22 protein-coding genes and 1 tRNA gene are annotated in these 19488 nt (G+C 59.4%); 17 read left to right on the plus strand and 6 right to left on the minus strand.

The window, feature by feature from the left end:
• The first annotated feature begins 2 nt into the window (after positions 1 to 2).
• On the plus strand, positions 3 to 635 hold the full coding sequence (locus WH7805_RS06195) for a HEAT repeat domain-containing protein (RefSeq protein ID WP_232198970.1): 633 nt from the start codon (positions 3 to 5) through the stop codon (positions 633 to 635).
• Positions 632 to 1111 carry a low molecular weight protein-tyrosine-phosphatase gene (locus tag WH7805_RS06200; RefSeq protein ID WP_006042162.1) on the plus strand — a complete coding sequence of 160 codons (480 nt, stop codon included), beginning with the start codon at positions 632 to 634 and terminating at the stop codon, positions 1109 to 1111. Before WH7805_RS06195 ends, WH7805_RS06200 begins: the two co-directional genes overlap by 4 nt.
• Here WH7805_RS06200 and WH7805_RS06205 read toward each other — a convergent pair.
• Together WH7805_RS06205 and WH7805_RS06210 are read right to left on the minus strand one after the other, a co-directional pair.
• Positions 1095 to 2585 carry a bifunctional pantoate--beta-alanine ligase/(d)CMP kinase gene (locus WH7805_RS06205; RefSeq protein ID WP_232199038.1) on the minus strand — a complete coding sequence of 497 codons (1491 nt, stop codon included), beginning with the start codon at positions 2583 to 2585 and terminating at the stop codon, positions 1095 to 1097. The genes WH7805_RS06200 and WH7805_RS06205 overlap by 17 nt on opposite strands.
• 62 nt (positions 2586 to 2647) lie before the next feature.
• Positions 2648 to 3196, minus strand: coding sequence for a septal ring lytic transglycosylase RlpA family protein (locus WH7805_RS06210; RefSeq protein ID WP_038005142.1), 549 nt, complete (start codon positions 3194 to 3196; stop codon positions 2648 to 2650).
• A gap of 345 nt (positions 3197 to 3541) precedes the next feature.
• Between WH7805_RS06210 and purM the strand changes: the two genes are divergently transcribed.
• A complete protein-coding gene (gene purM, locus WH7805_RS06215) occupies positions 3542 to 4579 on the plus strand; it encodes a phosphoribosylformylglycinamidine cyclo-ligase (RefSeq protein WP_006042165.1) in 1038 nt (345 codons plus the stop codon).
• A gap of 129 nt (positions 4580 to 4708) precedes the next feature.
• Positions 4709 to 5326, plus strand: a complete 618-nt coding sequence (locus WH7805_RS06220) for a hypothetical protein (protein WP_038004491.1) — start codon at positions 4709 to 4711, stop codon at positions 5324 to 5326.
• Here WH7805_RS06220 and WH7805_RS06225 read toward each other — a convergent pair.
• Positions 5314 to 6273 (minus strand): aldo/keto reductase, encoded by a 960-nt coding sequence (locus WH7805_RS06225; RefSeq protein ID WP_006042167.1) that lies wholly within the window; start codon positions 6271 to 6273, stop codon positions 5314 to 5316. The two genes, WH7805_RS06220 and WH7805_RS06225, sit on opposite strands and share 13 nt — an antisense overlap.
• Positions 6274 to 6359: 86 nt before the next feature.
• Here WH7805_RS06225 and WH7805_RS14710 point away from each other — a divergent pair, with 86 nt between their 5' ends.
• The gene (locus WH7805_RS14710) at positions 6360 to 6497 is read left to right on the plus strand and encodes a hypothetical protein (protein ID WP_232199057.1); all 138 of its coding nucleotides are present in this window, start codon (positions 6360 to 6362) and stop codon (positions 6495 to 6497) included.
• A gap of 20 nt (positions 6498 to 6517) precedes the next feature.
• Positions 6518 to 7024, plus strand: coding sequence for a hypothetical protein (locus WH7805_RS06230; protein ID WP_156783633.1), 507 nt, complete (start codon positions 6518 to 6520; stop codon positions 7022 to 7024).
• Positions 7025 to 7050: 26 nt separating this feature from the next.
• Here the strand turns inward: WH7805_RS06230 and WH7805_RS06235 are convergent.
• A tRNA-Cys gene (locus WH7805_RS06235) sits at positions 7051 to 7121 on the minus strand.
• A gap of 54 nt (positions 7122 to 7175) precedes the next feature.
• Here WH7805_RS06235 and WH7805_RS06240 point away from each other — a divergent pair.
• Together WH7805_RS06240 and WH7805_RS06245 are read left to right on the plus strand one after the other, a co-directional pair.
• Positions 7176 to 8399 carry a lipid-A-disaccharide synthase-related protein gene (locus tag WH7805_RS06240; protein WP_038005144.1) on the plus strand — a complete coding sequence of 408 codons (1224 nt, stop codon included), beginning with the start codon at positions 7176 to 7178 and terminating at the stop codon, positions 8397 to 8399.
• Between the two features lie 44 nt (positions 8400 to 8443).
• Positions 8444 to 8698 (plus strand): hypothetical protein, encoded by a 255-nt coding sequence (locus WH7805_RS06245; protein WP_006042171.1) that lies wholly within the window; start codon positions 8444 to 8446, stop codon positions 8696 to 8698.
• A gap of 14 nt (positions 8699 to 8712) precedes the next feature.
• Here WH7805_RS06245 and WH7805_RS06250 read toward each other — a convergent pair whose 3' ends face one another.
• Positions 8713 to 9357 (minus strand): ribonuclease D, encoded by a 645-nt coding sequence (locus WH7805_RS06250; protein ID WP_006042172.1) that lies wholly within the window; start codon positions 9355 to 9357, stop codon positions 8713 to 8715.
• Between the two features lie 121 nt (positions 9358 to 9478).
• On the opposite strand from WH7805_RS06250, the gene WH7805_RS06255 reads away from it, so the two are divergent.
• Genes WH7805_RS06255 through WH7805_RS06265 form a run of 3 tightly spaced genes read left to right on the plus strand, consistent with a single transcriptional unit; the run spans position 9479 to position 11286 of the window.
• Positions 9479 to 9862, plus strand: a complete 384-nt coding sequence (locus WH7805_RS06255; RefSeq protein WP_006042173.1) for a helix-turn-helix transcriptional regulator — start codon at positions 9479 to 9481, stop codon at positions 9860 to 9862.
• Positions 9863 to 9892: 30 nt separating this feature from the next.
• On the plus strand, positions 9893 to 10447 hold the full coding sequence (locus WH7805_RS06260; RefSeq protein ID WP_006042174.1) for a cofactor assembly of complex C subunit B: 555 nt from the start codon (positions 9893 to 9895) through the stop codon (positions 10445 to 10447).
• Between the two features lie 2 nt (positions 10448 to 10449).
• The gene (locus tag WH7805_RS06265; RefSeq protein WP_232198971.1) at positions 10450 to 11286 is read left to right on the plus strand and encodes an N-acetylmuramoyl-L-alanine amidase; all 837 of its coding nucleotides are present in this window, start codon (positions 10450 to 10452) and stop codon (positions 11284 to 11286) included.
• Here WH7805_RS06265 and hemF read toward each other — a convergent pair.
• Entirely contained in the window at positions 11213 to 12316 is a 1104-nt protein-coding gene (gene hemF / locus WH7805_RS06270) for an oxygen-dependent coproporphyrinogen oxidase (RefSeq protein WP_006042176.1), read from the minus strand. The genes WH7805_RS06265 and hemF overlap by 74 nt on opposite strands.
• Before the next feature lie 115 nt (positions 12317 to 12431).
• On the opposite strand from hemF, the gene WH7805_RS06275 reads away from it, so the two are divergent.
• The 6 genes from WH7805_RS06275 (at position 12432) to gshA (ending at position 19460) form a co-directional block, all read left to right on the plus strand.
• Entirely contained in the window at positions 12432 to 13508 is a 1077-nt protein-coding gene (locus tag WH7805_RS06275) for an Mrp/NBP35 family ATP-binding protein (protein ID WP_006042177.1), read from the plus strand.
• A 2-nt stretch (positions 13509 to 13510) separates the two neighbouring features.
• Positions 13511 to 14782 (plus strand): rod shape-determining protein RodA, encoded by a 1272-nt coding sequence (rodA, locus tag WH7805_RS06280; protein ID WP_006042178.1) that lies wholly within the window; start codon positions 13511 to 13513, stop codon positions 14780 to 14782.
• A 38-nt stretch (positions 14783 to 14820) separates the two neighbouring features.
• A complete protein-coding gene (locus tag WH7805_RS06285; RefSeq protein ID WP_006042179.1) occupies positions 14821 to 16176 on the plus strand; it encodes a sensor histidine kinase KdpD in 1356 nt (451 codons plus the stop codon).
• Between the two features lie 94 nt (positions 16177 to 16270).
• The gene (locus WH7805_RS06290) at positions 16271 to 16702 is read left to right on the plus strand and encodes a photosystem I reaction center subunit II PsaD (protein WP_006042180.1); all 432 of its coding nucleotides are present in this window, start codon (positions 16271 to 16273) and stop codon (positions 16700 to 16702) included.
• An 80-nt stretch (positions 16703 to 16782) separates the two neighbouring features.
• Complete coding sequence (locus WH7805_RS06295; protein ID WP_006042181.1) at positions 16783 to 18315, plus strand: anthranilate synthase component I; 1533 nt, start codon at positions 16783 to 16785, stop codon at positions 18313 to 18315.
• Positions 18312 to 19460, plus strand: coding sequence for a glutamate--cysteine ligase (gene gshA / locus WH7805_RS06300; RefSeq protein WP_006042182.1), 1149 nt, complete (start codon positions 18312 to 18314; stop codon positions 19458 to 19460). The genes WH7805_RS06295 and gshA overlap by 4 nt, the downstream gene beginning before the upstream one ends.
• Positions 19461 to 19488: the final 28 nt, after the last annotated feature.

Here is a 19488-nt window from a genome sequence, read left to right on the forward strand (position 1 = left end):
CGATGACGCAACTGAACCATTGGATCGACGCGGTCCGTGAGGCTGACTCACCCGAAGAACTCATCCGATCCACAAGCCAGTTGGCCTCAAGTGGGCACCCTGATGCCGCTCCATGCCTGATGGAGGTGTTGAGCTACAACAATCCAGTCGCCGCAGCTCTTGCCGTTGATGGACTTGTACGGATTGGTACGCCTGCCGTCGACCTGATTCTGAAGGGAATGGACCCCAGGAACTACGGCGCCCGTGCCTGGGCGATGCAGGTTTTGGCGCGTTTGCATGATGTGCGCGGATTGGCACTACTGGAACGAGCTCTCAGCAACGACATCGGCCCAAGTGTGCGTCGCGGAGCAGCTCGAGGGCTCGGAGAACTGGTTCTCGATCAAGACCCCACGGCGAGGGCATTGCAACTAGAGCGCTGCCTTCAGGCTCTGATCAGGGCCGCTTGCGACGAAGAATGGATCGTTCGCTATGCGGTTGTTTTTGCATTGGAACAAAGGGCGAAACAATTGAACAAAGGTTCTGGTGAGTTCGAACGGGTGTCCACCGCGCTTCAACAACGAGCGGATCCTGGTGAATCGGTGGACGTGGTGAGACGAAGAGCAAGACTGGCTCTGCAGCGTTTGCAGGCGGCATGACCCAGAAGCTCCTCTTCGTTTGTCTCGGCAACATCTGCCGCTCACCAGCGGCCGAAGGCGTGTTTCTCCACCTCCTCCAAACGCGTGGTCTCGAGGATCACTTCCTTGTCGATTCAGCGGGTACCGGCAGCTGGCATGTGGGAAATCCTGCCGACCGACGCATGCAGGCCGCGGCCAATCGCCGCGGCATTCAGCTGCCCAGCCGAGCACGACAGATCGATCTGAACGATCTTGAAACGTTCGATCTGGTGCTGACGATGGATCAGAACAACCTCAATGCCGTGAACGGTCTGGCACGGGAAGCCGGCGCAAGGGCCACGGCACGCATTCAACCGATGCTCAGCTACGGCCGCCGCTACAGCGAAGCCGAGGTTCCAGACCCGTATTACGGAGGCGAGGCAGGATTTGAGCATGTGCTCGATCTTCTCGAGGATGCCTGTGAGGCTTTGCTCGAGGAGCTCAGCCCTCCGGCGTAGGCCAGACCTCCTCAGCAACCCGGAAGCGAAACAAATCCTCGAGCGCATCAATCACGGCTTCGATCGACATCCCATCGGTGATCAATTCGGTGGCATCGTCAGCCTGAACCAAGGGAGCCACCTCACGGGTGCTGTCCAAACGGTCCCGCTCCACGATCTGCGCTTCCAGCTCAGAGAGCTCGGGCACGGCATGACCTCTCGCCTCAAGATCCTTGGCCCGTCGCCGAGCTCGTTCTTCAGGGGTCGCGGTCAGAAACACTTTCACATCAGCATCGGGGAAGACGGCGGTGCCGATGTCGCGCCCTTCAGCCACAAGCCCACCACGCACCCCAAGCCGTTGCTGCTGCTGCGTGAGCAAAGCACGGACACAGGGATGCGCAGCCACCAGCGACACCGAGCCGGTGACCTCGGGATCGCGGATCGCCTCGGTGATGTCACGACCATTCACTCGAACGGTCTGCACACCATCCCGCAGAGGTGACAGATCCACCTCCAGCCCGTCGAGCAAAGCCTCCACCGCTGGGGCACTGCTGGGATCGGCGCCGTTCTTCTGCACCCACCAGGTGACGGCTCGATACATGGCTCCGGTGTCGAGATAGAGAAGTCCCATCCGTTCTGCGAACGCACGGGTCACCGTGCTTTTGCCAGCGCCGGCAGGGCCGTCGATGGCGACGATGGGCGAACGGGTCATGATGAAAACGTGATCAATCAGGCGGGTTGCGCCACAGCGGACCGCCGCAGCCAGCAGTCGAATCGAGCGACCGGGCGGAGCAGGTTGAAGCGTGACGGGATCCACGGTCTCTACATATTCCACCTCAAGACCCGCCCTCCTGAGTTGCTGGTGCAGAGCGGCATGTCTCGAGGCCTCATCAACTGCTCCTCGGGATAAATCACGAGCAGCTGAGCTCAGTGCCGAGCTGAATGCAGAAGCCACGGTTCGCTCCGCATCGCTCAGATAACGGTTGCGGGAACTGGCCGCCAACCCATCGGACTCCCTAACGGTGGGACACCCCCTCACCTTCACGGACAAGCCGAAGTCTTTGACGAGATGCCGCAGGATCGTGAGTTGCTGCCAATCCTTTTCGCCCAACCAAAGTTGACTGGGACGCACCAACCCCAGCAAGCGCATCACGACAGTGACCACACCATCAAAGTGGCCGGAGCGCCAGGGCCCACAGAGATGGGCTGTCAGGCTTGCAGGCGCCTGGAGCCGCCATCCCTCACCGCTGCCGTGTGGATATACCTGTCTCTCATCCGGACACCACAGAGCTGAGGCTCCCGCTTGATCAGTGAGCGCGCAGTCTTCCTCAAAGGTGCGTGGATAGCGATCGAAGTCTTCATCCACTCCGAACTGCAATGGATTCACAAAGGTGCTGACCAGGACAGAACCAGTCGAAGATTCGGCCCTCACCGCCGCGCTGATTAAACGGGCATGCCCCTGGTGAAGCCCCCCCATGGTGGGAACAAAGGCAATAGGACCCTGGCAGGCCTCACGCCAGGAGCGAAACTCCGAAGCCGTCCTGAGGATCTGGAGACTCAGCGCAGCACCTCGAGCTTCACCTGGGCCACACCGCTTGACGTCAGCCCAAGCTGCTTAGCCGCACCATGGCCCAAATCGATCACACGATGGCCGACGAATGGTCCACGGTCGTTGATGCGCACCACAGCTTTCCGGCCGTTCCAGAGATTGGTCACTCGCACCTTGGTTCCGAATGGAAGTGAGCGGTGGGCCGCCGTCATGGTGCCAGGGCGGAAGACTTCTCCACTGGCTGTGCGATTTCCGTAGAACCCAGGCCCGTACCAGCTGGCTTCACCGGAGTGCGTGGAGACAACAACAGGTCCCACTGGCTTGAGCGGTTCGGGAGGAGCAACCGGTTCAGGAGCAACAGGCTCGGCAATGGAGGTCTCCAGCTCAACGCTGCCTGTGGACGGTTCAACAGCAGTGGCTTCCTCAACAGGAAGAACAAGGTCGAGCGGGTCAATGAAATCGAATTCATCAAGATCCCTGGCAATCACCGGGTAAAGAGCGACGCCTGACGCTGAAACAACAGTGATGAGCGTTGTCAGTGTTTTATGCCTTTGCATAAGGGGAAAACGCTGGAATGAGAGAAACAGGCTGCTGAAGAGAGAAACACTGAATCGCTCGAAACCAGTGGTCAACGAAATCTCAGACGAAACCGTATAGAGATCCACCCTTTGGATCTCCTTACCGTTCATGGCATTTCAGAGGAGAGTCATTGCGATGGAGCAGCTCATCCCTTGCCGTTGCAGGCCTTAGCGGGGCCAGCCGCAGGCCAGAACGATCAACCAGGGCTATGAATCACACAAGCAAAACTGATCGCAGCCAGGCCAACAACCCAATCGGCACAGCCATTGGCGTCTCCGTCCGCCCCTCGAAGAGGGAGGATCACATCAGTTCCCTGTTAACTGATGGACTACCGATCCGCCGGTGTTGACGTGGAAGCCGGCAGGGCCTTTGTGGACCGGATCCGAACCAGCGTGGAGGCCACCCATCGCCCTGAGGTCGTAGGCGGGCTCGGCGGCTTTGGCGGCCTGATTCGGTTACCCGAGGGCCTGCGCAAGCCACTCCTCGTGTCTGGGACGGACGGAGTTGGCACCAAGCTGGAGCTCGCTCAGGAGCACAACAGCCACCACAACGTGGGACTTGATCTCGTTGCCATGTGTGTCAACGACGTGATCACCAGCGGAGCCGAACCGCTGTTCTTTCTCGACTACATGGCCACGGGGGCTTTGAGTCCCGACGCCATGGCTGAAGTCGTGGAGGGCATTGCCGACGGCTGCCGTCAAAGCGGATGTGCCTTGCTAGGTGGAGAAACGGCGGAGATGCCGGGCTTCTACCCACCAGGCCGTTACGACCTAGCAGGATTTTGTGTTGCCGTGGTGGAGGAGGACAACCTGATTGACGGCCGCCGCGTGAAAGCCGGTGATTCCATCCTGGGAATTGCCAGTAGCGGTGTTCACAGCAACGGCTTCAGCCTGGTTCGCAAAATCTTGGAGCGCTGCAATGAAAGAGCCGACGCCCGTATCGGCCCAGAGCAGAACCGCGTGATCGATGCGCTGCTGAAACCCACGCATCTTTACGGATCCCTTGTCAGGACTCTCCTGGCGGCGGGCACTCCCATTCACGCCATGGCTCACATCACAGGAGGCGGAATCCCTGAAAACCTGCCCCGCTGTTTACCGGATGGACTCAAAGCCAGCGTTGACCAAAACAGCTGGCCACGTCCAGATCTCTTCACTTGGTTGCAAACCCATGGGGAGCTTCAAGAGCGGGATCTCTGGCACACCTTCAACCTGGGGATCGGGTATTGCCTCGTCCTGCCGGAAACGGATGTGACTGGTGCCCGAACCCTTTGCGAAAACAGCGGATTTGAGAGCTGGGTGATCGGCCAAGTGATCCCAGCCAGTGGGCCACAGGACGCGCCAGTGGTCGGACTACCGGCCTGATGAACACAGCGGGACCCGTTGTCACATCCAGTGTGATGTGAAGCACCAAGCCCGGTTCTCTCGTTATTGTCAGGAGATACAGATCGAGCTTCAGCCGATCAACGCGACGTCAAATACGTCTAAGTAACCATGCCCTTTGAAAGGCCTCAGCGCACAACTCGGCGACGTTCTTCGGCAGGACCTACACCCCCGCGTCGCCCCGTTCTAACTAGTCATGACAGACAGACAGTGCACCGGCAGGGAGGGCCAAGACCGACCTTTCTGGCCTTAAAAGACCACGGGAAAGTCTTTGTTGCTGACATGCCATTTCTCTCTGATGGTCAGTTAGCAAATATCAGCAAGGAAGCCTCCGAAGTATTGGTCAGCCTGGAGCGACGGATCGCTGAGCTCGAATCCCTTCAGGGAGACAGGGACACTCTGATCAAAGCCTGTACGAAGCGGGACGTTACCCATCGGTTTCTGAGGGCCATCGAGGACGAGCAACAGCAACGGCGAGACAATCCAGCTATCCGGAGCGCAGCAGCCGAGTCGCTCCCGCGCACGTTCCTAGAGATCGCCAGGCACCGCCTGCCTGGCGCCACATTTGACTCGCTGTTGCAGGAAGCCCTCTCTGCCTGCGAACAATCGGTTGAGTCCCAGGTTGCTCCCACCAAACCCGATCTCAAAGTGGTGTCCTTGCCTTCCTCGAACGCATCCTTGCCGGTGGTGGTGAGCCCGGACCCTGAACCAACCGATCAGGCACTTTGAAACGGATTCTCAGGCATCCTCACGGTCACTTCGGCGCTGCTCTGGTCCAAACGCGTTCTCTCATCGGCTGACAGCGACCACATCAGAGCCTGATGAGCATCGATCACCTGGTTGGGTCGTCTCAATCCAGGGATCGGACAAGCGCCATGGGATCGGCACCAGTTAAGAGCCACCTGCACCTGAGTCACCCCTCGGGCTTCGGCGATCGAAACCATGGTCTGGCGTAATGACTCCGAGGCCGGCAACAAGCGACGGAACAAACCGCCTCGCAACGGTGTCAGCCCCTGGGGAGTCCAACCTGGCCCCCTGGCTAATACTCCGAGAGCAAGAGGGCTATAGGCAAGCACATCAATTCCGAGATCCCTGCTGATTTCCAGGAGGCCTCCAGGTTGACGCGGCTCAGGGGCCAGCAGCGAGAACTGAACCTGGATGCTGGTAAGCGGGATTCCACGGTCCTTGAGATGACGATGCAAGAGAGTCAGCCGACGAGGACCGACATTGGACACGCCGATCTCACGGACAGCGCCCTGCTCAACGAGGTCTGCCAAACCATCGAGAAGAGGACGCTCTTGCCAAGGGGCATAACGGGCTGTGCTCCAGTGCAACTGGACCCGATCCATGCAGCCTTGGAGTCGCCGTTGACTGGCAAGAAATGCCTTCACCAGCCCGCGTCGTCCGAGTCGCCAGGGGAAAGGAGCCAGTTTGGTGGCCACGGTGAGCTTGGCGCGATCCTGCGGCTGCATCGCACTCAGGAAGGCCCCCAGCAGTTCTTCACTGCGACCGTTGAGAAGTCCGGTTCCATAGGAATCAGCGGTGTCAACCAGACACAGACCTGCTGCAACCGCTTGCTGGAACGTTGTCTCCAGACTTGAGTCATCAATGTCAGCGTTGTATCCCCAGAGCAATTGATTACCCCAGGCCCAGGTCCCGAAACCGATTCCCGTCACACAGCCTCGGATCACTGCACGCCATGATCGCCTCAGAACGGCCCTAGCGATGACGTCCCACCCCGCAGAGAAGAAGTCTCACGCCAATGGGGAGCAACGACCGTCTTCGGCAGCGGGCGGTGGAGATCAAGACCCCATACTCTGCAATCACTGCGGCCGTACAGCCAGCAACGGCATCCGTTGCCTGGGAATGTGTGTTGCTGACAGTGAATACTGAGCGGTGAGATCTGTTCCGATGCTGGGGATGGCAAGCAGACGACAACGGAGCCACTGGATCGCCTTGGGTGTGATGACCAGCCTTTTGCATGTTCAGCCAGGGCATGCAGAGCCTTTTGTTGGTCGTTTCGAAACAACGAGCAACGGCTGCCGATACACCCTGTCGGACGGTAAATCTGGGGGTTGCCGCGTTGTTCAGATTGCTGGACGGTCGGCCATGGTTCTCGGCGTTCAATTCATCGGCCGCGGGCCGGTGAGGGGGTCGAGCCGCAGCCTCACATTCGTCGCGAAAACCGAAAACGGGCAGAGCTCCCCTCTCAGCTGCCATCTCGGGCGATGCCGCCTGACTGGCACAAACTGGAGTGGCACCGTCACCAGTGTTTCAGAGGCGGCCTTTGACGCCGACGGCATCGCCGAAGGAATTCCCAAGGCATGGCCTTCCAGGCAAGGGCACTGCAAGCTGGAAGCACAGCAGATTTACTGCAGAGTCGATGTGGTTACAGGAAAACAGCTCCATGCTCAGGCCAGGCTGTGAACCTCCGGTCGATGCGATGCAATCAAAGGCGGCACCCAGATTCGAACTGGGGATAAAGGATTTGCAATCCTCTGCCTTACCACTTGGCCATGCCGCCGTCCGGGGCCTTTCCTCCCCATCAAGGGATCGTATCAGCGAGGCATCCAAAGCATTGCTGGTGATCAGCAATGGGCATGGTGAGGATCTGATCGCCCTGCGCATTCTCGAGGCTCTTCACCGTCTGGAGCCACAGTGGCGGTTGAAGACACTGCCTCTGGTGGGCGAAGGTCGCTGTTTTAACCAAGCTGTTGATCAGGGATGGCTGCAACGCATCGGCCCCTCGGCTCGATTGCCGAGCGGGGGCTTCAGTAATCAGAGCCTGCGTGGTCTCCTCGCTGATCTTTTAGGAGGGCTTCCCTTGATCAGCATGAAGCAGTGGATTTGCCTGAGACAAGAGAGAACGTCTGTTGCCGGAATCCTGGCCGTTGGCGATTTACTCCCTTTGCTGATGGCCTGGACATGCCGCCGACCCTTCGGATTTGTCGGCACTCCGAAAAGCGATTACACCTGGAGCAGCGGCCCAGGCTCGAGCTTCAGCGACCGTTATCACGCATTGAAGGGAAGCGAGTGGGATCCATGGGAATGGAGCTTGATGCGAACGCGCCGATGCCGGCTCGTGGTGATGCGTGACCGACTGACAGCCCGGGGACTACGCCGTCATGGCGTCAGGGCCATGGCACCCGGCAATCCAATGATGGATGGGCTCATGGAGACCACTCCTCCCCTCGCACTCGAGCGATGCCGGCGGATTCTCCTGCTTTGCGGCAGCCGGATGCCAGAGGCCCTCCGTAACTTCCGACGCTTGTTGACCTGCCTCATCCGCCTTCCGAGCCCGGTGCCTCTCGCTGTCATGGCAGCACTCGGATCAACACCCTCTGAATCAGATTTGGTCGATACCCTGCAGCAATTGGGGTTCAGACGCTGCCCTCCCCCTAGCAGCAGCTTGCATGCAGACCAGTGCTGGGTCCGAGGCCCATTGCTGCTGCTCCTTGGGAGCGGTCGGTTTGAATGCTGGGCTGCCTGGGCTGAGGTGGGTGTCGCCACTGCCGGGACAGCAACAGAGCAACTCGTCGGCCTCGGAAAACCCGCTCTGTCTCTTCCTGGTCCTGGGCCGCAGTTCACCCGTGGCTTCGCCTCACGGCAGAGCCGCCTCCTCGGTGGTGCGGTGCAGGTTTGCGCAAACGAAATCGAATTAACTCAACAACTCACAGCCCTGCTCGAGAACCACGAGAGACGCCAGGAGCTCGGGCAGCGGGGGCGGCAGCGCATGGGCTCTTCTGGAGGAAGCGAAGCCATCGCCCGCGCCTTGATCCGCGTGCTTGCCCCCGGAGGTTGATACTGATTGCATCTCTGAGGCAGTTTTGCCCCTCCCTCCCTGCCATGGCCGCGATTCAGGATCACAACTATCTGAGACTGTGCGCGGAACTGGCCAGCTGCCTCAGCATCAGCCAATCTGCAGCCCGTCGAAGAGTGGAACACGAAGCGGCGCGATCTGGTGCGAAAGATCTCACTGCCCGTCTTCAGGTGGCTTCCAATCTGCTTGAGCAGGCCAAGAAGGAAGCAACCTCGGGAGAAGCACTCGATCAATTGCTGGAGGCTCAACCCATCGATCAGCACTTCATGCTCGAAGACTGAGCCAATCGCCAGGATCAGTGCTCGAAGGTATTCACGAAACGGAAGCGATCGAGATCCGACATCACAGGAATGCACTGGAAGCAGCTCTGGGCCAGTTCCCAGCGCCCTTCGCGGCGCAACATGACCTCTAACTGCCGCCGAGCGGCGAGCAGGTAACGGGCATCGTTGGCTGCATAAGCCAGTTGAACATCGGTGAGTTCATCAACCCGACCCCAATCGCTGCTTTGAGCTTGTTTATCGAGTTCGACTCCCACAAGCTCCATCACCAGATCCTTTAGTCCATGCCGCGGGGTGTAGGTGCGGGCCAGACGGCTGCCGACCTTCGTGCAGAAAAGAGGATTCACCCTGATTCCCAGCCCGGTGGCCAGGGCCGCGACATCGAACCGGGCGAAATGGAACACCTTCTCGATCGTTGTGGCTTCCATCAGCGCTTTGAGACGGGGGGCTTCCGTCTGCCCCAGGGCAATCCGGATACACGCCACCTGGTCCTTGTCATCACAGATCTGAACCAGGCACAACCGGTCGCGACCATGAATCAGACCCATGGCTTCGGTATCCACGGCCAGAGCTGTCGACCGTGCGTAACGCTCCGACCACTCCTCATTCAGATCGCCGTCGAGGACAACGAAGGCATGGGGCTCGCTGGGGATCTCAGCCATGGCTGACCACTCGAATCACGCTGAACATTCACCACTCTGACCGCTGAAGAGACGAACTTTCTCCCACTGCTTGAAAATCAGAATGAGACTGAGTTAGATAAAAACGAGACAGCAGCGTCTCATGCTCTCCCATCGCAAACCCACACGCGCCTGCCTAGCCGACATCGAGCACTACTTCCAGCAGCCACCTCCGCAATTTCTGGATCTTGAACTCGCAGTGTGCTGGGTTCTGGCCTGTCTTCTGCAAAGCGACAACTATCCATCAGGCCTGCTTCAGCAACTTCAAAAAGACCACCCCCAGCTGCGTCTTTCCGAAACGGTTCTCCATCAAGCCGTTGACTTCCTAGAACGCCAGGGGATGCTCGATTGCTACACAAAACGCTGTCCCAGCAGGGGCCGTCCCCGTCGCATGCTCCATTTGCATCAGGACGCCCGCGATCAGGCCGAGCGACTGATGAAGCCATGGACGCGCTGGCTCCACGAGCATGCGCCGATCACCACTTAGAACGGTCTCCAGTGCCCTTGGCGGCTACCGATGCCCTCGCCTCAGATCTCCACCCTGCTCCTCACCCTCCTGCTGGGGATCGGCCTGATCTTTTTCCTCCGAGCCGCCAGCAAAGACCGAACCACGATTGTGGAGGTGCATTCACCCCGTCCACCACTGGAAGTTCTGGAGGGTCTTGATCAGTGGCTCAAGCAACGGGGATGGAATCGCCATGGGGGTGATGCCGACCGCTGCCTGCTCGAATACCGAGGCCGCGTCGAGAGCAGTTCTGCGCTCGCGCTTCTGTTATCCGTTCTCGGCACGGTTGGAGCTGGCAGCCTGGGCCTCGTGATCCGCCAAGTGAACGCTGGGCTGGGCTGGTGGCCCTTGTTGATCGCCAGCCTCGGCCCCTTAGCGGGATGGGTCTACACCCGGAGAGCCCGGCGCGAGGAGGGCCTTCAAATCCGTCTTGTCGAAACCGAAGCAACGGAAGGCAGCACCCTGCGGCTGCAAGCCCATCGCGATGAACTGATCGCCCTTGAGCTCGCCCTAGCAGGCCCACTGCAACTGGCCAGTGATGGTGCGTTGCTCTCGTCTCCAATCTGATCGTGAAGCCCTGGCCGTTGCTGCTGCCAGCAGGTCTGAGCTTCACAGGGCTTCTGCTTCTGCTCAGTCTGGCGACTGCAGCCGATGCACCGGGCCAGCCTGGCAGGGACCTTCTCACTGGGCCTCAGGTCACTCTTGAAGCGACATGGGTTGGGCTTCGCCGTGAACGCCAGGGTGTGGGGATCCTGCTTCTTGCAGGCCATGCCGACTCTCAGGGCATCGAGGGAGCCGGCACCTCGGGAGCCGCCGTTGACCGCCGCGGTGCCAAACCCATGGATCCAAGAATGCGCGACGAGCTGTTCTGGAATCGAAAGATCCGCGACGCGGTGGTTCGCCAAGGGCAGGAACGCGCTCTGAACATCAGTGGTTACGAACCGAATGCACTGACGATCCTTGATGAAAACGACCCACGCACCAACTGGTCAGTCGGTCGCCGCCACCACGATGCGGGTGGTTATGCCCTTGAAATCCACTTCGATGCCTACGGCCCTGACGGGTACGGTTCCGGGCTGATTCCCAGCCTAAGACGGGCACCCAGCCGCATTGATGAAAGCCTGGCCTTGAACTTCGGTCGCTACCCCCTGCAGTTTCGGGGAGGGCTTGGTGCACCAAGACGGGGGATCAGCATCCTGGAGATCGGCAAACTGGAAGGAAACCTCGAAGCCCGACTGCGAGATCCAGCCAGCCAGGACGCTGTCATTGAAGCGCTGGCCCACCGCATCATTGAGGCCCTCGAGCAGGGGCTCAATGCTCCACCCCCCACTCTCAGTTCACAGCTTGGTGGGGGCGGCAGCGATCCTCGAGGGAAGGATCACCGAACCAGTCCTGAGGACGGGTGAAGAGATCGGTGAGCAAAGCTTCTCTGGATCCCGGCTCAGGCTGGTAGGCGTACTCCCACCGGGCCAGTGGCGGAAGCGACATCAGGATGGATTCGGTGCGTCCGTTCGTCTGCAATCCAAAGATCGTGCCGCGATCCCAGACCAGATTGAATTCCACGTATCGACCCCGGCGATACAGCTGGAACTGGCGCTCACGGTCTCCATAGGACAACCCATTCCGTCTCTCGATGATGGGCGCATAAGCAGGCAGAAACGCCCGTCCGTTGGCACCAGCCAGTGCAAAAAGCTGTTCCCAGCTCAAGGGCACCGCGCCGATCTCCGAAGCCTTGCGCGCTGCAGGACCCTCAGGATCCTGTCCCCGGTAAAGACGTCCGGAACCATCCTGGTAGTCGTAGAAAATCCCTCCGATTCCCCGTGTTTCCTGACGGTGCTTAAGGAAGAAGTACTCATCACACCAGGGCTTGAACACCTGATAGAGACGATCATCCACGGAATCGCACGCCTCTTGATGAGTGCGGTGGAAGTGACGGGCATCCTCCAAGAAGGGATAGAAGGGGGTGAGATCGGCACCGCCTCCGAACCACCACACCGGACCGGCCTCGAAATAGCGGTAGTTGAGATGAACCGTTGGAACAAAGGGGTTCCGGGGATGCAAAACCATGGATGTTCCAGTGGCGAACCACGGATGCCCCTTGGCCTCAGGCCGCTGTTTGAGGATGGATGGAGGGAGCTCCTCACCCTGAACCTCGGAGAAATTCACCCCGCCCTGCTCAAAGATCCGTCCTTCACGCATCACCCTGGAACGACCGCCACCACCTTCTGGCCGCTCCCAGCTCTCCTCTTTGAAGCGGCCAGACCCATCGATCTGCTCCAGGCCAGCACAGATCTCATCCTGAAGAGCCATTACAAGCGCCCGCGCCCGCTCACGCGAGTCGGCTGGAGGGCGTTCCCCGGGCATCTCAGAGGTGCTTGACACCAGACTGTCCTCCGGTGGCTGCCCCTTCCAACGCTTGAACAGGGAACGAATCATGGTTGGCAGAGATGGAGAGCTCTTGACCATTTCAGCCCAGTGCCTCCTCCGACAAGAAGGTGTGAAGGACTGTTATGGGAAGCGCCCCTAGGATCCATCCCAACGAACGGGACGGATGACCTCAGCGGAACAGGCCACTCAGGCGCTCAGCGACCTCCGTGATGCAGGTAGCGACCGCTCTCTTCTTGACCTTGGCTGGCTTGATCAAGTTCGTGTGTCTCCTCCTCGGGCCGTCATCCGTCTGAATTTGCCGGGCTTCGCCCAAGGCCAACGCGACCGAATCGTCAACGACGCACGCGCTCGCCTGCTGGAACTCGAGGGGATTGATGATGTGCAGATCGAGGTGGGGCAGCCCCCATCCCAGGGCGGCATCGGTCAAGCAGGTCATGGCCAGGCGGCCGAACGGCAGGCCATCCCAGGCGTGAAGCATGTGATCGCTGTGAGCAGCGGAAAGGGTGGTGTCGGCAAGAGCACTGTGGCCGTTAATTTGGCCTGCGCCTTCGCCAGTCAGGGACTGCGGGTGGGTCTGCTCGATGCTGATATCTACGGACCCAATGCACCCACCATGTTGGGTGTGGCCGACCGCACTCCTGAAGTCCGCGGCAGCGGCGAGAACCAGTGCATGCAGCCAATCGAAACCTGTGGTGTAGCCATGGTGTCGATGGGGTTGCTGATCGAAGAGAACCAGCCGGTGATCTGGCGAGGTCCAATGCTCAACGGAATCATCCGCCAATTCCTTTATCAAGTGAATTGGGGAGAACGGGATGTGCTGGTGGTTGATCTTCCACCAGGAACCGGTGATGCCCAGCTGTCCCTCGCGCAGGCCGTTCCCATGGCAGGCGTCGTGATCGTGACAACCCCTCAGCAGGTGGCCCTGCAAGACGCTCGTCGGGGCCTGGCCATGTTCCGTCAGATGGGAATCCCGGTGCTGGGCGTTGTCGAGAACATGAGTGCGTTCATCCCTCCGGATCAACCCGAAAAGCGTTATGCCCTGTTCGGATCTGGCGGAGGCAAAACTCTGGCCGATGCCTTTGACGTTCCTCTGCTGGCAGAGATCCCCATGGAGATGCAGCTGCAGGCCGGAGGCGATCAGGGCCAGCCGATCACACTGGCCCAGCCCGACTCCATCAGTGCCCGGCTGTTCATCGAGCTGGCCCACCGACTGTCGTCGATGGTGAGTTCCAGCCACTGACCATGCTGACCGGACTCGACCGCGGAAAGACGCTCTTCTCAGAATCCGTGAGCAGGCGCCGCCGGACCCGTTATCGGGACTGGATTCTTTGGGGAGTTCCTCTGGCCATGATTGCTGTGGCCGGCTTACTGATCGCCAGCACTCAGCGCCAGGCGAATTACGCCAACTGGTATCAACACTGGATCACCGCAGGGGTGGGCGTGATAGTTGCACTGCTCTTGGCGAGGATTTCACTGCCAAAGTTGAGACCTCTACTCATACCGATCTACGGGGTCACGGTGATCAGCCTCGTTGCAGTCCGCATGATCGGGATTACCGCTTTGGGATCACAGCGCTGGATCAGCATTGGTGGCGTGCATGTACAGCCATCGGAGTTCGCCAAGCTCGCTGCCATCCTCCTGCTCGCTGCTGTACTCGATCGCCACCCGGTCGAGCGCCCGGTGGACTTTCTCCGGCCACTGGCCGTGATCTCGCTTCCGTGGCTGCTGGTCTTCATCCAGCCAGATCTGGGCACCTCTCTGGTGTTCGGCGCTCTACTGCTGACAATGCTCTATTGGTCTGGAATGCCGTTCGAATGGCTTGTCCTGCTGCTTTCGCCACTGATGACAGCTCTGCTTGCAGGCCTGTTCCCTTGGGGACTAGCAGTGTGGATCCCTCTGACCCTCGTGATCGCTTATCGGTCGCTGCCGTGGAAACGCGTGGCCCTCGCCCTTGTGACCCTGGTGCAGGGAGCTTCCGCACTGATCACTCCCTGGCTCTGGCAGAACGGTTTACAGGAGTATCAGCGAGATCGTTTGGTGCTCTTTCTCGATCCCACCAAGGACCCATTAGGTGGCGGTTACCACTTGCTCCAGAGCACGGTGGGCATCGGGTCAGGAGGACTGTTCGGAACCGGACTGCTCCAGGGGCAGCTGACCAAATTGCGGTTTATCCCGGAGCAGCACACCGACTTCATTTTCAGCGCTCTGGGGGAGGAAACAGGCTTTCTTGGCACGATGCTCGTGGTGGTCGGCTTCGTGATGCTGATGTGGCGTCTCCTGCAGGTCGCTAGACAGTCACGCTCAGATTTCGAGTCTCTGGTTGTGATCGGAGTCGCAACCATGCTCATGTTCCAGGTGGTGGTGAACATCTTCATGACCATTGGCCTTGGCCCTGTCACCGGAATCCCCTTGCCGTTCCTGAGTTATGGACGCAGCGCGATGATCGTCAATTTCATAGCGCTGGGTCTCTGCCTTTCAGTGGCACGTCGCTCTCGGCGCGTCTTAGTGCGTTGACTGACACCATTACGCCGCTGCAATCGATCCACCACCTGATGGCCGAAGGGGTCCCTGCAGGACAAGCGGATGACTCCCATGCTCGGCGCCTCTGGTGGGGAGCACTCGAAGTCCTCCAACAGCGATTGCTCATCGATCAGTCCAGCCGGAGAGGATTGTGGATTGCCTCTCCTCTGCCAGCCCTCTACGCACCCGAACTTCTGCAGCAATATCGGGGGTGGGTGTGGGCTCCTGAAGCCCTCACACTTCTCAAAGGCCTTCAGACCAGCACACTGCTCCCCTCTGACCTGATCAACGCACCGACGGATGTGCGGGAAGCCCCCACCCTCAGCTGCCAGTTTCAGACGATGCCACTGCGCGCCGAAGACGGCCAAGACCCTTTGCTGCTTGTGATTACCCCCAAGCTCCAGGCAGCGATTGCCCTGCAGGGACAGGAAGGTCAGCGACGACTGCTGATGCGCAGCGAACCAAACCTTCTTGGTCAGATCCTGAGCCTGGTCGAAAAGCGACTCAAGCAGGACGATCCCACACAGGCCGAGGTTCTCCATCAGGCGCTGAAGGAGTTGGGACCTCTTCAGAGCAGCGGGGATCTTGCGCTTCACTTCTGGCCAGAGCTGTCCCAACGTCTGGCTTCGATGGCTCCCACGGTGACGCTTCAGACCACGCAGGAAGCCCCGGGGATCCCCGCGAAGGAGCCTTCTCAAGGAGACCAGGATGCAGAGCTCTCACTCCTAGAAGCGATTGCCCACGAAGTGAGAACACCTCTTGCAACGATTCGCACCCTGATTCGCTCGCTCTTGCGCCGCCGTGACCTGCCGGACAGGGTGACCGAACGGCTTCAGCAGATTGACACTGAATGCAGCGAACAGATTGATCGCTTCGGACTGATCTTCCAGGCGGCGGAACTCCAGCGGCAACCTGATAGCCCTTCACAGCTTGCGAGGACTGATCTCGGGGCGATGTTACGACTGCTATCACCCAGCTGGAGGCAACAGCTGCAACGCAGAGAGGTGGGCTTCGACATGGCCGTCGACGATGGATTACCCCTGGTACTCAGTGATCCCAGCAGACTGGAGCCAATGCTTGGGGGGCTGGTGGATCGATGCAGCCGCAGCCTCCCACCCGGAAGTCAGTTGCAGCTGACGCTTCAACCCGCAGGAGCTCGTCTCAAGCTCCAACTGATCTCGCGGACCCCTGAACAAATGGCCTCGCGGGCATCTGAGCCCATGCCCCAAGAACAGTTGGGACCGGTTCTCAGCTGGAACACGGACACCGGCAGCCTTCAGCTCAGCCAAACAGCCACCCGACGATTGCTGGAAAGCCTGGGAGGGCGACTGACCCAGCACCGAGACCGTGGACTCACGGTGTTCTTTCCGATTGCAGGGCAATGTTGACTGGTGTGAAGATTCCAGGCCAGAAGGGCGATCAGAGCAGAATCACGGTGCTACTTTCCAGCCGTAAAGGCATGCCGATTTCGCGAGGACAGCCATGACAGCAACGGCGTTGAACGGACAGCTTCCCCAGTTCATCGGCAGTACAGGAGGTCTTCTCAACTCCGCCGAAACAGAAGAGAAGTACGCCATCACCTGGACGAGCAACAGCTCTCAGGCCTTCGAACTTCCCACCGGTGGCGCAGCCATGATGAACGCCGGTGAAAACATCATGTATTTCGCCCGCAAGGAGCAGTGCCTAGCTCTGGGCACCCAACTGCGAACCAAGTTCAAGCCACGGATCGAGGATTACAAGATCTACCGAATTTTCCCTGGTGGTGACACTGAGTACCTCCATCCAAGTGATGGTGTGTTCCCTGAAAAGGTCAACGAAGGTCGGGCCATGGTGGGACACAATCCACGCCGTATCGGTCAAAATATCAACCCAGCGAATATCAAGTTCAGCGGACGCAATACGTTCGACGCTTGATCATCTGAAAAGCTTGAGCCGTCACGGCCGGTCAGTCCGACCGGCATGATGGCTCGCGGTCGGTTTCGATATCTCTGTTCATGCTCACACCCGACCGCACGGCTTTTCAAGAAGCCATTGAATCTGGTGCAACATTTGTACCCGTAGCCAGCAGCTGGCCTGCAGATCTGGAAACACCCCTCACCACCTGGTTGAAAGTGGGCGAGGGGCATCCCCCAGGAGTTCTGCTCGAATCCGTTGAGGGCGGCGAAACCCTGGGTCGTTGGAGTGTGGTGGCTTGTAATCCCTTGTGGACACTCTCTGCCCGGCACAACCAGCTGCAACGGACCTGGAGAGATGGGCGGCATGAGACGTTGTCAGGCAACCCTTTCAACAGCCTGAGGGACTGCCTGGCGCCCTATCAACCGGCAACCCTGGCGGGACTGCCTCCGCTCGGCCAGCTTTACGGAATGTGGGGTTATGAACTGATCCGCTGGATCGAGCCCTCGGTGCCGGTGCATGACAACGAAGGGAATGAACCTCCGGAGGGACTGTGGATGCTGATGGACAGCATCCTCATTTTTGATCAGGTGAAACGCCTGATCACTGCTGTGGCCTATGCAGACCTCTCAGGAGAGCACAACTCCTTCGCCGACCCAGAGGCGGCCTGGACGGATGCGCTCCAGCGCATTCAGTCCCTCAAGCAGACAATGGCCGAGCCACTGCCCCCTGTGCGCCCGCTCAACTGGACTCCCAGCCGAGGAGATACACCTTCGACAACCAGCAATCGGACCCAGGATGACTTCCAGAAGGCGGTTTTAGAGGCCCGGGAACACATCGCAGCTGGAGATGCCTTTCAGCTGGTGATCAGCCAAAGACTCAGCACGGAGGTCCGCCACGCTCCCCTGGATCTTTACCGGAGCTTGCGCATGGTGAATCCTTCGCCGTATATGGCGTTCTTTGACTTCGGTGACTGGCAGCTGATCGGATCCAGTCCTGAAGTGATGGTCAAGGCGGAACCCGATCAAGGAGGAATCCGCGCTGTACTTCGACCGATTGCAGGGACAAGACCCCGGGGAAGCAATGAACTGGAAGATCGGAGTCTGGAAGCGGAGCTGCTCGCTGATCCCAAAGAACGTGCCGAACACGTAATGCTTGTCGACCTCGGTCGCAACGACCTCGGCCGCGTCTGCGTTCCGGGATCGGTGTCAGTCCGCGAACTCATGGTGATCGAGCGTTACTCCCACGTGATGCACATCGTCAGTGAGGTGGAGGGGCGACTGGCTCCTGGGAACGACATCTGGGATCTGCTCATGGCGGCTTTTCCTGCGGGAACGGTGAGCGGAGCACCCAAGATCAGGGCGATGCAGCTCATTCACGAGCTCGAGCCCGACTCTCGAGGTCCTTACTCCGGTGTGTACGGATCAGTGGATCTAGCGGGTGCATTGAATACCGCCATCACGATCCGGACGATGGTGGTTCAGCCAAATCGAGACGGAGGCTGGACCTTGCACGTTCAGGCCGGCGCGGGCATCGTCGCGGACTCCCGACCTGAGGCGGAATACCAGGAAACGCTCAACAAAGCCCGGGGCATGCTGACTGCACTGGCCTGCCTCGAGGACGTCGAGACATGACCAGGGATCGCCTGCTCAAAGGCTTTGAGGTCGAACTGTTCACGGGTCGTCACGATGGTCGCAACGTCGGGATCGCCGCCACAGCAAGAGAGGAGCTGAAAGGCTTCGTCACGGAGCCGGATCATCGCAACCTCGAATACGTCACAGCGCCGGAATCAGACTATGGACCTCTCACGGAGGCTCTGCTCTCACCCCGTAGGACCCTGCGGACATGGCTTGAGTCCAGGGGACTGACCTTGCTGCCCGGCAGCACTCTGAGCCTGGGTGACGCAACTCAGTTTGAACGGTCCGATCCCTCGAATCCCTACCACGATCTGATTGAAGCCACCTATGGCACAGATGTGGTGACAGCCAGCATTCACATCAACCTCGGTATCGAGAATCCGGATCAGCTCTTTCAGGCCTTACGCCTGGTTCGTTGCGAGGCGGCACTCATGCTTTCCCTGAGCGCCAGTTCCCCATTTCTCAATGGTGAGGTCACCGGAGTTCATTCCCAACGCTGGCTGCAATTTCCTCTCACGCCGGCTCGCGTCCCCTTGTTCGTGGATCATCTGCACTTCATCCACTGGACGGAGGAACAGATTGCCGCAGGGACAATGCACAACGTGCGCCATCTCTGGACATCCGTGCGCCCCAACGGTCCAGAGCGTCCTCATCAACTCAATCGTCTGGAGCTGCGCATCTGCGATCTGATCACTGATCCAGACTGTCTTCTTGCGGTCACCACGTTGCTCGAACTCAGGATTCAACAGATTCTTCGTGATCCCACCACTCACGACCCCATGACCAGAAGCTCATTAAGCCTCAACGAACTCGAGCAACTCAGCCTGAGCAACGACCGGACCGCAGCCCAGAAGAGCCTCGAAGCCACCCTCCACCATTGGGAGGACGGCCGGCCACTGCAGTGCAGAGACTGGTTGCTGACGTTGATCGAATCCGTGGAGCCACTGGCAGCGGAACTCCACCTAAGCGAACGACTTCAGCCCCTGGCCGCCATCCTTGATGAGGGGAATCAGGCCATGCGCTGGCTGGCTGGCATCAGGGCCGGAGGCACAATCCAAAGCGTGCTCATCGAGAGCATCGAGGCCATGGAAGCAGAGGAAACACGTCCCGTTTCAGCCCCAGTCCAACACCCTTTGGGATGATTATGTCGATTTCCAATCCCGGCGGGTC

It is taken from the genome of Synechococcus sp. WH 7805 (genome assembly GCF_000153285.1).
Lineage (GTDB): Bacteria > Cyanobacteriota > Cyanobacteriia > PCC-6307 > Cyanobiaceae > Synechococcus_C.